Source organism: Novosphingobium sp. THN1 (genome assembly GCF_003454795.1).
In the GTDB taxonomy this organism is placed as follows: Bacteria; Pseudomonadota; Alphaproteobacteria; order Sphingomonadales; family Sphingomonadaceae; genus Novosphingobium.
Map to the genome: position 1 here is coordinate 1,765,159 of NZ_CP028347.1, position 12,846 is coordinate 1,778,004.

Annotated in this window: 15 protein-coding genes; 11 read left to right on the forward strand and 4 right to left on the reverse strand. The window is 62.6% G+C overall.

Annotated elements, in window-relative coordinates:
• From C7W88_RS08765 to C7W88_RS08780, 4 genes are all read left to right on the forward strand, one after another.
• Positions 1-1,233, forward strand: coding sequence for a CoA transferase (locus C7W88_RS08765; RefSeq protein WP_118073254.1), 1,233 nt, complete (start codon positions 1-3; stop codon positions 1,231-1,233).
• On the forward strand, positions 1,230-2,444 hold the full coding sequence (locus tag C7W88_RS08770) for an acetyl-CoA C-acetyltransferase (RefSeq protein WP_118073255.1): 1,215 nt from the start codon (positions 1,230-1,232) through the stop codon (positions 2,442-2,444). Before C7W88_RS08765 ends, C7W88_RS08770 begins: the two co-directional genes overlap by 4 nt.
• The gene (locus C7W88_RS08775) at positions 2,441-3,610 is read left to right on the forward strand and encodes an acyl-CoA dehydrogenase family protein (protein WP_162895963.1); all 1,170 of its coding nucleotides are present in this window, start codon (positions 2,441-2,443) and stop codon (positions 3,608-3,610) included. The genes C7W88_RS08770 and C7W88_RS08775 overlap by 4 nt, the downstream gene beginning before the upstream one ends.
• A 144-nt stretch (positions 3,611-3,754) precedes the next feature.
• On the forward strand, positions 3,755-4,105 hold the full coding sequence (locus tag C7W88_RS08780; RefSeq protein ID WP_118073256.1) for a hypothetical protein: 351 nt from the start codon (positions 3,755-3,757) through the stop codon (positions 4,103-4,105).
• Positions 4,106-4,220: 115 nt separating this feature from the next.
• Here the strand turns inward: C7W88_RS08780 and C7W88_RS23650 are convergent, their stop codons facing one another.
• From C7W88_RS23650 to C7W88_RS08790, 3 genes are read right to left on the reverse strand one after another with little or no spacing between them, the layout of a single operon-like run.
• Positions 4,221-4,511: a helix-turn-helix transcriptional regulator gene (locus C7W88_RS23650; RefSeq protein ID WP_240344500.1), complete on the reverse strand. Its 291-nt coding sequence runs from the start codon at positions 4,509-4,511 to the stop codon at positions 4,221-4,223.
• 44 nt (positions 4,512-4,555) lie between these two features.
• Complete coding sequence (locus tag C7W88_RS23655) at positions 4,556-4,846, reverse strand: response regulator transcription factor (RefSeq protein WP_240344501.1); 291 nt, start codon at positions 4,844-4,846, stop codon at positions 4,556-4,558.
• On the reverse strand, positions 4,843-6,477 hold the full coding sequence (locus C7W88_RS08790; protein ID WP_162895964.1) for a sensor histidine kinase: 1,635 nt from the start codon (positions 6,475-6,477) through the stop codon (positions 4,843-4,845). Before C7W88_RS08790 ends, C7W88_RS23655 begins: the two co-directional genes overlap by 4 nt.
• Positions 6,478-6,668: 191 nt before the next feature.
• On the opposite strand from C7W88_RS08790, the gene C7W88_RS08795 reads away from it, so the two are divergent.
• The 4 genes from C7W88_RS08795 to C7W88_RS08810 all read left to right on the forward strand — a co-directional run bounded on the left by C7W88_RS08795 (position 6,669) and on the right by C7W88_RS08810 (position 8,953).
• Complete coding sequence (locus tag C7W88_RS08795) at positions 6,669-7,301, forward strand: helix-turn-helix transcriptional regulator (RefSeq protein WP_240344502.1); 633 nt, start codon at positions 6,669-6,671, stop codon at positions 7,299-7,301.
• Positions 7,302-7,413: 112 nt separating this feature from the next.
• Positions 7,414-7,839 carry a hypothetical protein gene (locus C7W88_RS23660; RefSeq protein WP_240344503.1) on the forward strand — a complete coding sequence of 142 codons (426 nt, stop codon included), beginning with the start codon at positions 7,414-7,416 and terminating at the stop codon, positions 7,837-7,839.
• 59 nt (positions 7,840-7,898) lie between these two features.
• Positions 7,899-8,345: a hypothetical protein gene (locus C7W88_RS08805; protein ID WP_118073258.1), complete on the forward strand. Its 447-nt coding sequence runs from the start codon at positions 7,899-7,901 to the stop codon at positions 8,343-8,345.
• Between the two features lie 83 nt (positions 8,346-8,428).
• Positions 8,429-8,953, forward strand: coding sequence for a winged helix DNA-binding protein (locus C7W88_RS08810; protein ID WP_240344504.1), 525 nt, complete (start codon positions 8,429-8,431; stop codon positions 8,951-8,953).
• Positions 8,954-8,957: 4 nt separating this feature from the next.
• Here C7W88_RS08810 and C7W88_RS23105 read toward each other — a convergent pair whose 3' ends face one another.
• Positions 8,958-9,593 carry a hypothetical protein gene (locus tag C7W88_RS23105; RefSeq protein ID WP_205525147.1) on the reverse strand — a complete coding sequence of 212 codons (636 nt, stop codon included), beginning with the start codon at positions 9,591-9,593 and terminating at the stop codon, positions 8,958-8,960.
• 972 nt (positions 9,594-10,565) lie between these two features.
• Between C7W88_RS23105 and C7W88_RS08825 the strand changes: the two genes are divergently transcribed.
• From C7W88_RS08825 to C7W88_RS22615, 3 genes are all read left to right on the forward strand, one after another.
• Complete coding sequence (locus C7W88_RS08825; protein WP_118073260.1) at positions 10,566-11,015, forward strand: hypothetical protein; 450 nt, start codon at positions 10,566-10,568, stop codon at positions 11,013-11,015.
• 180 nt (positions 11,016-11,195) lie between these two features.
• Positions 11,196-12,116 carry a hypothetical protein gene (locus C7W88_RS22610; protein ID WP_162895965.1) on the forward strand — a complete coding sequence of 307 codons (921 nt, stop codon included), beginning with the start codon at positions 11,196-11,198 and terminating at the stop codon, positions 12,114-12,116.
• Positions 12,113-12,577, forward strand: a complete 465-nt coding sequence (locus C7W88_RS22615; RefSeq protein WP_205525149.1) for a hypothetical protein — start codon at positions 12,113-12,115, stop codon at positions 12,575-12,577. The genes C7W88_RS22610 and C7W88_RS22615 overlap by 4 nt, the downstream gene beginning before the upstream one ends.
• The last annotated feature ends 269 nt before the right edge of the window (positions 12,578-12,846 follow it).

Sequence of the window (12,846 nt, forward strand, 5' to 3'; positions counted from 1 at the left end):
ATGTACCAGCTGCTCTCCGGGCTATCGATCGTCGAGGTCTCGTCGTTCGTCGCCTCGCCGACCGCAGGCCTCTACTGCGCGCAGATGGGCGCGGAGGTGATCCGCATCGACGACCGGCGCGGCGGGCTGGACTACAAGCGCTACATGATGACGCGCGAGGGCCGCTCGCTGTCGTGGGAGAACCTCAACCGCGCGAAGAAGAGCGTGGCGCTCGATCTGCAGACGCCTGAGGGGCGCGAACTGGCCGTCGAGCTGGCGCGCAAGGTGGGGCAGGTGATCACCAACCTGCCGCTGGAAAGCTTCATGGCGCACGAGCGGATTGCGGCGGGGCGGCCCGATCTCGTCTCGGTGCGGATCATGGGCTGGCATGACGGGCGGCAGGCGATGGACTTCACCGTCAACGCCGCATCGGGCTATCCGCTGATGACCGGGCCGGAGGACTGGGACGCAAGGACCGCGCCGCCGGTCAACCAGATCCTGCCCGCCTGGGACTTCATCACCGGCGCCTATTGCGCCTTCGCGCTGCTGGCGGGCCTCAGGCATCGCGATGCCACGGGTGAGGGCAGCGAACTGCGCGTCCCCTTGGGCGACGTTGCCATCGGCACGGCGTTCAACGCCGGTGCGGCGGCGGAAATGCTCTATCGCGGGGACGATCGCGAACGCATCGGCAATGCCATCTGGGGCGCGTTCGGGCGCGATTTCCAAAGCGCTGACGGCAAGCGCTTCATGGTCGCCGCGCTGACGCCGAAGCAATGGAAGGCCACTGTCGAGGCGTTCGGGCTGACCGACGATCTGGCCGCGGTCGAAGCGGAACTGGGCGTGAGTTTTGGGCTGAGCGATCATCACCGCTTCGTCCACCGCCACCGCCTGTTCTCGATGTTCCAGGAAGCGGCCGAGCAATTCACCTATGCCGCGCTTGCCGAGCGTCTGACCAAGGCCGGAGCGACCTTCGAACGCTATCGCACGATGCACGAAATGGCGCGCGATCCCGACCTCGTCACCAACAACCCGCTGTTCGGACCATCGCCCGCCAATCCCAGCGGCTTCGCATACCCCGCGCCGCGCAGCTTCGCCAACATCCCCGGCCGCGAAGCCGGCGATCCGCAGCCCGCGCCCTACCTCGGCCAGAACAGCGAGGAAGTGCTCAGCCAGCGGCTGGGCCTGTCCTCGGGCGAGATCGCCGCACTGATCGACAAGGGCGTCGTCGCCACTTCAGACAAGGAATCCGCATGACTCTCCGCCGCGCCGCCATCGTCGCCCCGATCCGCACCGCTGTCGGCAAGTTCGGCGGCTCGCTGTCCTCGCTCACCGCCGGGCAACTCGGCGCGACCATCCTCACCGCGCTGATGGAGCGGACGAAGATAGACCCCACGCGCGTCGACGACGTGATCTTCGCGCAAGGCTACGGCAGCGGCGAGGCGCCGTGCATTGCGCACTGGTCCTGGCTGCTGGCCGGATTGCCCGAGGAAGTGCCCGGCTATCAGCTCGACCGGCGCTGCGGTTCCGGCCTGCAGGCCATCGTCAATGCCGCGATGATGGTGCAGACCGGCGTCTCTGACGTCGTCGTGGCAGGGGGCGTGGAATCCATGTCCAACGTCGAGCACTATACCACCGATGTGCGCAAGGGCGTGCGCGCAGGTTCGCTGACCCTGCATGACCGGCTGACGCGCGGCCGCGTGATGAGCCAGCCGATCGAGCGCTATGGCGTGATCTCCGGCATGATCGAAACTGCAGAGAACCTCGCTCGCGACTTCGCCATCAGCCGCGAAGCCTGTGACGCCTACGCCGTGCGCAGCCACCAGCGCGCCGCCGCAGCCTGGGCCAAGGGCCTGTTCGACGACGAACTCGTGCCGGTCAGCATCCCGCAGAAGAAGGGCGATCCGGTGATCTTCGCGCACGACGAGGGCTATCGCGCCGATGCGACGATGGAGTCGCTGGCCAAGCTCAAGCCGCTTGAAAAGGGCGTCGTCACCGCAGGCAACGCCAGCCAGCAGAACGACGCGGCGGCCGCCTGCCTCGTCGTGGCCGAGGACAAGCTCGACGAGCTCGGGCTGGAGCCGATCGCCTGGTTCCACTCCTGGGCGGCGGCCGGCTGCGATCCCTCGCGCATGGGCTATGGCCCGGTGCCCGCCACCGAGCGCCTGTTTGCCCGCAACGGCCTGTCGTGGAACGACATTGGCCTGATCGAGCTGAACGAGGCCTTCGCGCCGCAAGTCCTCGCCTGCCTCAAGGGCTGGGGCTGGTCGGACGATGACAGCCGCCACGACATGCTCAACGTCAATGGCTCGGGCATTTCGCTGGGCCATCCCATCGGCGCGACCGGCGGGCGCATTCTGGCGAACCTGACGCGCGAGTTGCAGCGGCGCGGCGGGCGCTATGGGCTGGAGACGATGTGCATCGGCGGCGGTCAGGGCATCGCCGCGGTGTTCGAGGCCGCGCGATGATCCTTTCCCCCTACGATGCCGAGGACCACGGCGAGATCCGCGAAGGCGTGCGCAAGCTCTGCGCGCAATTCCCGGGCGAATACTGGCGCAAGCTCGACGAGAAGCGCGAGTACCCCACTGAATTCGTCAATGCGCTGACTCAGGCGGGCTGGCTTTCGGTGCTGATCCCCGAGGAATACGGCGGATCGGGCCTTGGCCTGTCCGCCGCCGCCGCGATCCTCGAGACGATCCAGTCCGAGGGCGGCAATGGCGGGGCCTGCCATGCGCAGATGTACATCATGGGCACGATCCTGCGCCACGGTTCGGAAGAGCAGAAGCGCCAGTATCTGCCGAAGATCGCCAGCGGCGAGTTGCGCCTGCAGGCCTTCGGCGTGACCGAGCCGACCAGCGGCACCGACACCACATCCTTGCGCACCTTCGCCCGGCGCGAGGGCGACGCATACGTGGTCAACGGCCAGAAGATCTGGACCAGCCGGGCCGAGCATTCGGACCTCATGCTGCTGCTCGCCCGCACCACCGCGCGCGAGGAGGTGGCCAGCAAGACCGACGGGCTTTCGGTGTTCATCGTCGACATGCGCGAGGTGGTGGGCAAATCGCTGACCATCCGCCCGATCCGCACGATGATGAACCACGCGACGACCGAGGTGTTCTTCGACAACATGCGCATCCCGGCCGCGAACCTGCTGGGCGAGGAGGGCAAGGGCTTCCGCTACATCCTCTCGGGCATGAACGCCGAACGCGTGCTGATCGCGGCCGAATGCGTCGGCGATGCCAAGTGGTTCACCCGCAAATCGGTCGACTATGCCAAGGAGCGGCAGGTGTTCGGCCGCGCCATCGGCGCCAACCAGGGCGTCGCCTTCCCGATCGCCAAGGCCTATGCCAACATGCGCGCGGCCGAATTGATGGTGCGCGAGGCGGCACGGATGTACGAGGCTGGCCTGCCGATGGGCGCGGAGGCCAACATGGCCAAGATGCTCGCCGCCGATGCCTCATGGGAAGCGGGCAACGCCTGCGTCCAGACCCACGGCGGCTTCGGCTTTGCCGAGGAATACGACGTGGAACGCAAGTTGCGCGAAACGCGCCTCTATCAGGTCGCGCCGATCAGCACGAACCTCATCCTGTCGTTCCTGTCCGAACACGTGCTGGGGTTGCCGCGGAGCTACTGACTTTCGCGGCGTTGTCGAGGGAGCAAAAGCAGCCAGTCAGGACACGACGCCATTGCTGCCATAAGTCTTGTGGTGGAAAGCGCCCAGTTGCAGACGTCCGATTGCCTTGTTTAACTAGGTGGCGACTGCCTTTGTGAGGTCCAAATGCCCGCCACCTTCGCGCTCTACGACAAGTCCATCTTGCCGCCCGGCTTTCGCTATCCAGATGCCATTCAAGCCATAGCGAAGGGAAATGGCACACTGCCGACCGGGCCTTGGTGGTTTGTGGATGCAGCCTCAGATGCGGGTAAGCTGTTTTACTCCATCCGGAATCACGACGGACGAAACCTTGTGCCCTTCGCAAAAATGGATGGCGATATAGCCTGCTTCGATGGGGATGACCGCACCGGAAATCCGGCTGTCTTAGCCTTAGTTCTCGACGACTCTGGTCGTGCGTATGGCTTCAAGGACTTCGCATCGTGGCTAATAGAGGCCTGCTCGCTATCAACGCGCTGATGTCCACTAACCACCCCATTCCAGCCGTTCAAACCACCTACCTGCAGCCCCAAAACCTGCCGTCACCCCGGGCTTGACCCGGGGTCCCGCTGTTCTTCCGAGCCATAGACTCCGCTCAGTTGTCCTGCTCGTTCACCGCCAGCAGTGCGAGTTCGGTGCGATTGTCGATGCCCAGCTTCTGGTACATCGTGTGCAGGTAGACTTTCACCGTGCCTTCGCCGATGCCCAGTTCCGCTCCGATGTCGCGGTTGCGCAGGCCACGGGCGACAAGTGCGGCGATCTTGCGCTCGCGCGGGTTGAGCTTGGCCAGCGGCCCTTGCGCATCGGGGCGCAGCGACAGATCGATGGCCCGCTGCAGGAAGATCGGCTCGATGGCCTTCTGGCCGCCATGGACCTTCTCCAGCACGCCGACCAGGCCGTCTTCCGCCCCGTCCTTGGAAACGATGCCCTCTACCCCGCACGCATCACCGAAATCAGCTGACGATCATTGATCTCGGCAGTCAGCAGCACAACCGGGCGCTTGTCGCCGCGATCGCGCAACACTTCCAGCGTCTGAACCCCGTTCATGCCGGGCATGTTGATATCCAGCAGGACGATGGCCGGATCGTGGGTCTTGATCGCATCCAGCGTCTCCTCGCCACTTGCGGTGGCAGCCACCACCGAAAACCGGGTGCCGCGCAACACCGCTTCCACGCCGGCGCGGATGAAGCCGTGGTCATCGGCCACTAGGACTGGAATCATGCAAGTTCTCCGGATCGTAAGGCAATTTCGAGACGAGCGCCGCCTCTGCTGGAATCAAGTCTGAAGCTTCCGCCCAGTGCCTCGACACGTTCCGAAATGGAGCGTGGCCGCGCGGCATTGCCGAACGTGGGGAAGCCGACGCCATCGTCGGTGATGCTCAGGCGCAGTTCGCTGTCACATTCGCTCAGGGTGACCAGCACCTTGCTGCACTTGCCATGGCGCGCCGCATTGGCAATTGCTTCGCGCACGAGCTGGCGGATTTCGTGCGAAAGCTGCACGGAAACCGGCTGGGGGTCACCTGTCAGGGCAAGCTCGGTCGAGATGTGCCAATGCGCACCCGCCTCGGCCAGAAGATCGCGCAGCTCCTCGGTGATATCGGTCCGTCGGTCGCTTTCCTGGCCCCGCCTCAGTCTTTCGATCAACAGGCGCAGCTGTCCCTGTTCGCGGCGCAGCGCATTCTTGATCGAATCGATTTCGCCTTCGGGATCGTTGCCTTCGCGGATCCAGCGGCGCAGCGCTTCGAGACGGAACAGCGTGCCCGCCAGGAACTGGGCCACGCTGTCGTGCAGATCGCGCGCAACAGCGTGCCGGACGCCGGTTTCTGCGGCTGTGCGCGCAAGCGAGGCCATTTCCTCCCGGTCCAGCGCCTGCCCGAACTCGCGGGCTATCGCCGACATCAGGCCGATATCGTCAAAGCTCAGGGCGTGGGCGTTCCACACCACGAGATGGCCTGACCCCATCACGCTGCGCACCGAAGCGATCATCCCGTTCTCGACGCCGAGGAGGGTGGCCAGGCGCGAATCCAGCTGTTCTGCGCGGACCTCAATGGTGTCGTCGGCGGAAGCCTCGACCAGTTGCCGGCCCCGCTTCATGTCGATGAGCGAGGCGGGCAGGGGGGCAAGCAGTTCCTCGGCGAAGGTTTCGGGCGAAAGGCGCTTCCTGTCCGGTTGCCCGTCGTCTATCCGGCGCAGGTCGATCCACGGTTCCTCGCTGCTGGCGAAGGCGAATGCCGCGTTGCGCGCCCCGAACGACTGTATCACCAGATTGAGAGCGCCATCGAACACGAGGTCACGCCGCTCGCCGGGAATGCCCGCCGGTTCGGGCAGCACGGCCATGCGCCCAGTGGAGCGGGACATGCTCAGCCAGATCAGCATCGAGGAAAGCAGGATCATGTAGATCGTGCGCCGCACGAAGCGGTAGGGATCGATGTCGACGCCCCAGTAATACAGGATCATCCCGAACGCCAGGTTCGTGACCAGCAGGACGATGGCGGTGACGACCGTGGCCCGCCAGTTCCATCTGACCATGGCTACGACCAGCAGGAACGCGGCCAATGCCAGGAACGGACTCTGGAACTCGGTGTAGCGGCTTTCGGTGAAATAGACCGCCGCGATGAAGATCGCCACGTCGATTGCCTGTGCGGCCGGGGCCAGGCGGAAATCGAACCACCAGCTTCGCCAGGCCAGGACCATGAGCGCCGCCGTCCACAGCGTGTAGGCGGAAAGCAGGCTGTAGCCGTAGAACTCGCCGCGCACCGGCACGGTCGGGTCCAGCACCAGGGCGAGCAGAAACGCAAGCGCAAGGATGGCTCGTCCGGTCGCAACGACTCGCCCCGTGTTACGCCTGCGCATTTTTCTTGCCCGTCCTGTCCTGATTCGGACTCCCCAATCCATTTTTGCACGCCGTGCGCGCCCTGAACAGTCATTTGGCTGTGCCAGTTCGGCACGGTCGGATGTTAAGCGGGTTTTAACTGGTCTATCACGTTTATAGTGCGGTTAATGAAAGAATATTTGGCAAATCCGGGGCGTTCGTGCAGAATTGAATGCACCGGGCGTTTACCTTTTTGGATGACCGGGAACAGTCGGGATTCATCACTGCAATGATTGTGACGGGCGAACTTTGCGAAAATCCGCTGGTCGAGCTGACGGCAAAGCAGAGAGAGGTTCTCGATCTGTTGATTCAGCATATGACCTCCAAGGAGATCTCGCGACAGTTGGGGATATCGCCCCACACCGTCGATCAGCGCATCATGCTGGCCCGGGCCAAGCTCGGCGTGGCCACCCGCGGTGAGGTCGCCCAGGCCTATCGCCGTCTGGTAGAGACATACGAACAACCCGTATATGAAGATTCCCATATAGGTTTTCCGCCACTTCCCGTCGAAAACAGCTCTCGGGATGACATCGATGTCGGACCGTCAGGAGCAGAGGCCAGGCTTCCGGTGCAGGATGCACCCGGGATCGAGGGTCGGGCCGATGCTCCGGTCGAACGCAGGCGCCAGGCGCCGGCCGAGGCTGACGGGATGGTCTATCATCATGTCCTCCCGGAGATGTTCGACGGGCCGAACGGCACCCTTCTGCGGCTGGGCTATATTGGCGGCATAACGGTGTTCCTGATCCTGATCGTGCTGGGCGGGCTGAGCATGTTCATGCAACTGTCCACCATGCTCGACCAGTAGGGCGAGGTCCTTCACCGACCATCTCCTTCCATGAACCGGATTTCCGGCGCGGGGGCGTCGGCGTCCACATGAAGGGGTCCGTTCTGGCAACGGGGCGGGACAGGGTGTGAAGATGAAAGCTACTGACAACACGATCGCGATGCCTTTCGGGAAAGCCCATGGTGCACAGGCCAATGGCCGCGCCGCCGCCGCTGCTTCCGGCAATGCCACGGCCGTCCACGGCCTGCGCATCACCCGCGATCTCCACGATGCCGAGGCGGCGCTGGATGAAGCGCTGATCCGCCAGGCCAACCTGCTCGCCACAATGGTCCGCGCCCGCCGCGAGACGCCGGTCGGTCCGTTCACCGGCCAGGATGCGCTGCTCCGTCTCGCCGCCAGCCAGAAGGCGGTGCTCGATGCCAGCGGCGAACTCGCCCGCGTCCATGGCAAGCTGCTCGACGTCGGCCGTGAGATGGGCTCCGGCCTGGTCGACGATTGCCCGCCCACGGGCTCGCTCGGCGATGCCGCCCACCCGGTCGCGCTGGTCGATGCGGCCTGAGCGCCGAGTGCTGGTGAATCGGGCGCCGGTGGTTACGGCAGCGGGCAGGGGTTGAAGCAATGCTCATGATCTGGGCCGCTCGCATCGCCTTTGTCGGCATCCTCGTCTTTGCCTTTCGCAAGGGCGAGGAGCCGGAGCGCATGGTCGCGACCATCCTGATCGCGACCATCCTGCTCGATCTCGCCAACCACGCGCTGTTCGGCAGTCCCGCCTTCTTCGCGATCGACCCGGGGCACCTGATCATCGACAGCTGGGCGCTGGCCGGGCTGCTGTGGGTGGCCTTGCGCGCCAACCGCGGCTGGCCGCTCTGGGCCTGCTCGGGACAGGTCATCGTGATCCTCGCCCACCTCGCCAAGATGGTCGACCTCTCGCTTGTCCGCTACGGCTACTTCGCGATGAGCCAGCTGCCCATCGCGATACAGAGCGCCGCGCTCCTCCTCGGCACCACCGCCCATCTCCAGCGGACCGACCGCATCGGCCGCTACCACGCCTGGCGCCTCACCTGACGCCCTAGGCACCCCGGCTCGCCGCCGGTCACCGCACAGCATCGCCGCCTTACCATTCATCCCATTTCACGGGAGCCACAGACATGACCGTACGTTCCATGCGCAGTGCGCCGCCCCGGCGCGATTCCGTCGGCCGCCGGGCCAGCCTCGCCATCGTCGGCGCCCCGTCCGCTCCGGCAGCGCCCGCCTTCGCCGCCCCCGCCGCCCCGGCGCTCGACGAGGCGACCATTGCCCGCCACACCGTCGCCGCGCGGGAGTTCTACAACGCCCGCCGCCGCCGTCACAAGCACCTGCCCGCCGATCTCTTCGGCGAGCCCACCTGGGACATCCTGCTCGATCTCTACGTCGCCGGGCGCGAGAACCGCCGCGTGCCCACCACCAGCGCCTGCATCGGCGCCCATGTCCCGCCGACCACGGCGCTGCGCTGGCTGCGCATCCTCGAGGCGCGCGGCCTGGTAGAGCGTGAGGACGATGGCCGCGATGGCCGCCGCACCTTCGTCCACCTCAGCCCCGCCGGCCTTGCGGCGATGGACGCCACGCTCGCCCTGATGTGCCAGCGCATGGACGACATCGCCGACAAGATCCTCACGCCCACCGCCGAAGACTGAACGCTCATTCCTCCCCGTCAGCGGGAGGAAGTCCGTCACCAGCGGAGGAGGGGCCAGCGCCGCTCGGCCCCTCCACCTGCAACGCCCCCTCCCGCAACACCGCCTCCCGCATCCCCAGCAACTTGGCCCGCAGCGAAGCCCGCGCCCCATCGGCCCGCGCCGCATCCGCCGCCGCACGCTCGGCCTCCCAGCGCACCTTCAGCGCGTCATAGACCGGATGCCCTTCGCGCAGGTCGCCCACGCGCACTGCCCCATACTTCTCCGGCCGCCGCGCGCGCAGCAGGAACATCAGCAGCCCGGTATTGTGATGCGTCCACGTCGCGACAACCTTTCCGCGCGAGACCACCGGCCGCTCCTCCCCGGCAATCGCCCGCTCGAGCGCACAGTCCTCCAGCCGCGAATAGCCCCGCTCCACCGCCGCATCCCAGGCACGCGCAAAGTCTTCCGCGCCCACCCGATGCCGCAACTTGTACAACGCCTCCACCGAAGCCCCGATGGAGAGCGCCGCCTGACTCACGATCCCCGTAGCCGCCAGCGTCGCAATGAACCGCCGCTGCTTGTCCGGCGTGATCGAATTGCGCCGAGGCGCCACATGCACGAACGGCGCAAACTCCAGCGCCGACTCCTCGACAACATCCACCCGCCGAACCCGAGAAGTCCGACGCCGTTCCTTCCCGCCTGTCCCGGCGCAGGCCGGGAGGGGAGGGGGACCACCGGAGGTGGTGGAGGGGCACGCGCCGTTCAGCACTTCCCCAAACTCATCCCGCTCAATCTCATCCATCCCCCACAATTAACCCATACGGTTAAATGTAGGAAAGCGAAAACTGGGAAGGGTCAAGCAGAAGCAAAAAGTGCGAGGGTCAAAACCCTCGCGCTCCCATGAGTCGGCCCAGGTTCCTCCCCCGCTTGTCCCGGCGTAGGCCGGGAGGGAGGGGAACCATCCGGCAGGATGGTGGAGGGGCACCCGCAACCAAGCGCCCCCCAAAATTCCTCCTCGGAACGGGGAGGGGGCCATCGCAGATGGTGGAGGGGCCGAAGCCCCAGCCAAGCCCCCGCTCGCAAGCTTCCGGCAAAACAAATCCCCCTCCCGCAGGCGGGAGGGGCCGGGGGTGGGCACTCCTAAGCCGACGTCCCGCAAGCGAGATAGGCCGGGGTGGGCACCCAAAACCCGCCCGCAACAAAAGCACCGACATCACCGCCCCCATCACCTCGCCCCTCACGCACAGCCCAGCTCCCCCGCGAAGGCGGGGCCTCAGCCGGTTCAAGCCGACGTAACGAAGCGCCCAGACCTCCTCGCCATAATCGTCCTGATCCGCACCTTCCTCAGCTTCACACTGGAGACCGAAATCGAAGGCTGCTGGCCTTGGCTGAGACGGTAGGAGAGGGAGGAGCGGGGGAAGGGGCGCCACCGATGCGGTAAGGGACTAGAAAGGGTCATCCAAGCAGCAAGTGCGAGGGCGACAGCCCTCGCGCTCCCGAGAGTTGGAGCAACTTCACAATAAATGTGCTGGATCAAGGTATCGCATAGTCTGATTAGCATGGCTAAGACCTCGCGCTTTAGGAGGCCACAAGTGTTTTGTCCAAATTCTGCTGACTGGGGCAACGTTGCCGATTGGGCGGGGCCCTGGCGAGTTTTCTAGCGATCGGCGTCGCTCTTTTCATTGCATTTCGTGAATCTTGGTCGCTCAAAAAGGAGCGTGACTTTGTTGCTAATCAGGAATCTCTCAAAATGGCTCATCTAAGGGCAGAGGTCATCCGTTTGGCTGCTGAGATCGAGGCGATTATGGATTCTGCATTTGGCGCTGGGCGCCCGGACCAAGAAAACATAGCAAGTTGGCAAAAATCGATTCAGGAAAGTGTCGAGGGTTGCCGACTGCAATTAGATGCGCTGCAAACCCTTGCTGTGCCGGATCCGCGACTCTTCGGGATAATTGGACGGATGATTGCAGAGACCAAATTTGAGTTCAATGTGATAGCAGGTGGGGCTGATTTACCATATCGCATCATACAAATTGCAAAGTCGATGAACGAGCACCGTCAGACCGTCGCAGCGCTAGGCTGAATCGAGTCAAGCCTTGAGCCGGTACGCCTAGCCACGAGATAGTTTTGAAAGTTGCGCCCTAAGGAGGCCATGAGGATAAGTCACCTACCATAAGATACTTGCCTATTGGCTTGTATTGCGACTTGGTTTTTATGTAGGCAGGTCCTACGCAATTTTGTAGCAGGTCCTGCGGGGGCATAAATGGCAAGTGATCCGCACCTTACAGTCACGAGACGCATTCATTTTTTTCGTGTTTCTCATTTTGGGGAAATCGCGCTTCTTCTGCCCGCCTCCTTGGAGGCAATCAGCAATTTGCCGTGGGAAGGGCAGGGGCGCTACCAGCCTGATGCGACAGATAACTCGCTTCTCAGCGTAATGCCGCATTCCTTTCAGTATCCACTCCGAATTGAATTTGGACGCACTAGGCGAGACAATCTCCCGGAAATTGAGCGAAAGGGCATAAAGAAGACACTTTCTATAGCCGAAGATGCAGGACTAATAGATATTAGTCATCTTGTGATATTCTCGGATGGCTTTGTTGCGGCAGAGTTTAACAGAGATGCACCGCGTATCCGAAAACTCGGTGATTATCTAATGTTCAAAGGCCGTAATCTTCCTTCTGTTCCAAGGTTCCAAAGATTATTTGAAAGAGATATTATTGATAAAATTGAAGATCTAAGTAATGTGAAGTTTCTGGAAATTGAGATTCCTCCTGATAACATCGAGATTGTAAAGAAGGCTGATAAGAGCCTCGCTCATGCGTTTGAGGCTCAGCAACAGGTCAGTAAATCAAAGACTTTAGGGCTTTATTTTAATTCCAGAGACCCTTCCGATGGCCGCCTTAAGAATCTGAGCCTTGCACTAGTTCAAGCGATGCGAGGTGTTGACGGCGATGATGTCTTCGAAAAGCTTCAAATTCGTGGGACTGATCCCAGCACGCGTAGGCCACGAACTTTGAACTTACTGGAAGACTATCTCGTCGCCGATGTAAACTTTGAGCGATCGTCAAAAAAAGCACGTAGTGTCCAGACGGACGCAGCATTTCGGGCTATCGAGGAGGTGTACCTGCAGCGGCGAGAGGCTTTGGAAAACGCAGTGCGAGGCATCCTGCCATGGGATTGAGCAAAATTTATTGGAGAGCCCGCAGGATTTACAACATGGGTTTAGCCCTGAGTCTAGCTGCAACTTTCTCGCTTGGTCGAGGTTGGGGTCTGCCGGTACTGTTCTCTGGTGATCACGCTGCCTTTGTAAAGGGCGCCGAGTTGATGCTTTCGGTGGGATCTTCGCTCTTAGGCTTTGTAATCGCCGCTGTAACATTGATTTATGCTTTGACAGATAGTCAGAAGTTTAATGTTCTGCGTGCCTCAAGTTCGTTTTTCGAACTTGCAGCAGCTTGCAAGGCGGCGATGTTATGGCTGCTAATTTCTTCAATTCTGGGTGCCATATTTCTATGGCTTGAGCCAAGTGTGTTCGCATCTTCTCCACGGGGCTTCATTTTTGTCGCCGTCTTTGTTGCGGCAGAGGTAGCGACATCCACGTCTGCCCTGACTTGGATGATCAGTCGATTGATTGGCTTGGTCTGAAGAGTAAAGGCTACTCAGGCACTCGACGATCAGATGCCTGGTCGGACTCTTTTGCCGGTGATGGGCAATTGCTCTCGCAGAGGCGAAGTCCTGTGTGCCGAAGTTGGATAAAAACTTGATTGGGCGCGTGGTTGTAAGTCCACACCCCTTGACCCCACTCCCAAACCCGCCTAAGGGCGCGTCCTTCCACAGGTGCGGCCTCGCTGTGCCTCTGGCTTGAGCTGAACATTGCCGGTGCGTCTGGGTCTCTCAGGTAATCCGTCAAAGTA

Bases quoted from the DNA above. Each gene is read 5' to 3' on its own strand.
- C7W88_RS22610 (WP_162895965.1), top strand. From the start codon at position 11,196: ATGGCAAGTGATCCGCACCTTACAGTCACGAGACGCATTCATTTTTTT.
- C7W88_RS08780 (WP_118073256.1), top strand. From the start codon at position 3,755: ATGCCCGCCACCTTCGCGCTCTACGACAAGTCCATCTTGCCGCCCGGC.
- C7W88_RS08770 (WP_118073255.1), top strand. From the start codon at position 1,230: ATGACTCTCCGCCGCGCCGCCATCGTCGCCCCGATCCGCACCGCTGTC.
- C7W88_RS08795 (WP_240344502.1), top strand. From the start codon at position 6,669: ATGCACCGGGCGTTTACCTTTTTGGATGACCGGGAACAGTCGGGATTC.
- C7W88_RS23655 (WP_240344501.1), bottom strand. From the start codon at position 4,846: ATGATTCCAGTCCTAGTGGCCGATGACCACGGCTTCATCCGCGCCGGC.
- C7W88_RS08790 (WP_162895964.1), bottom strand. From the start codon at position 6,477: ATGCGCAGGCGTAACACGGGGCGAGTCGTTGCGACCGGACGAGCCATC.
- C7W88_RS08810 (WP_240344504.1), top strand. From the start codon at position 8,429: ATGACCGTACGTTCCATGCGCAGTGCGCCGCCCCGGCGCGATTCCGTC.
- C7W88_RS08765 (WP_118073254.1), top strand. From the start codon at position 1: ATGTACCAGCTGCTCTCCGGGCTATCGATCGTCGAGGTCTCGTCGTTC.
- C7W88_RS08775 (WP_162895963.1), top strand. From the start codon at position 2,441: ATGATCCTTTCCCCCTACGATGCCGAGGACCACGGCGAGATCCGCGAA.
- C7W88_RS08805 (WP_118073258.1), top strand. From the start codon at position 7,899: ATGCTCATGATCTGGGCCGCTCGCATCGCCTTTGTCGGCATCCTCGTC.
- C7W88_RS23660 (WP_240344503.1), top strand. From the start codon at position 7,414: ATGAAAGCTACTGACAACACGATCGCGATGCCTTTCGGGAAAGCCCAT.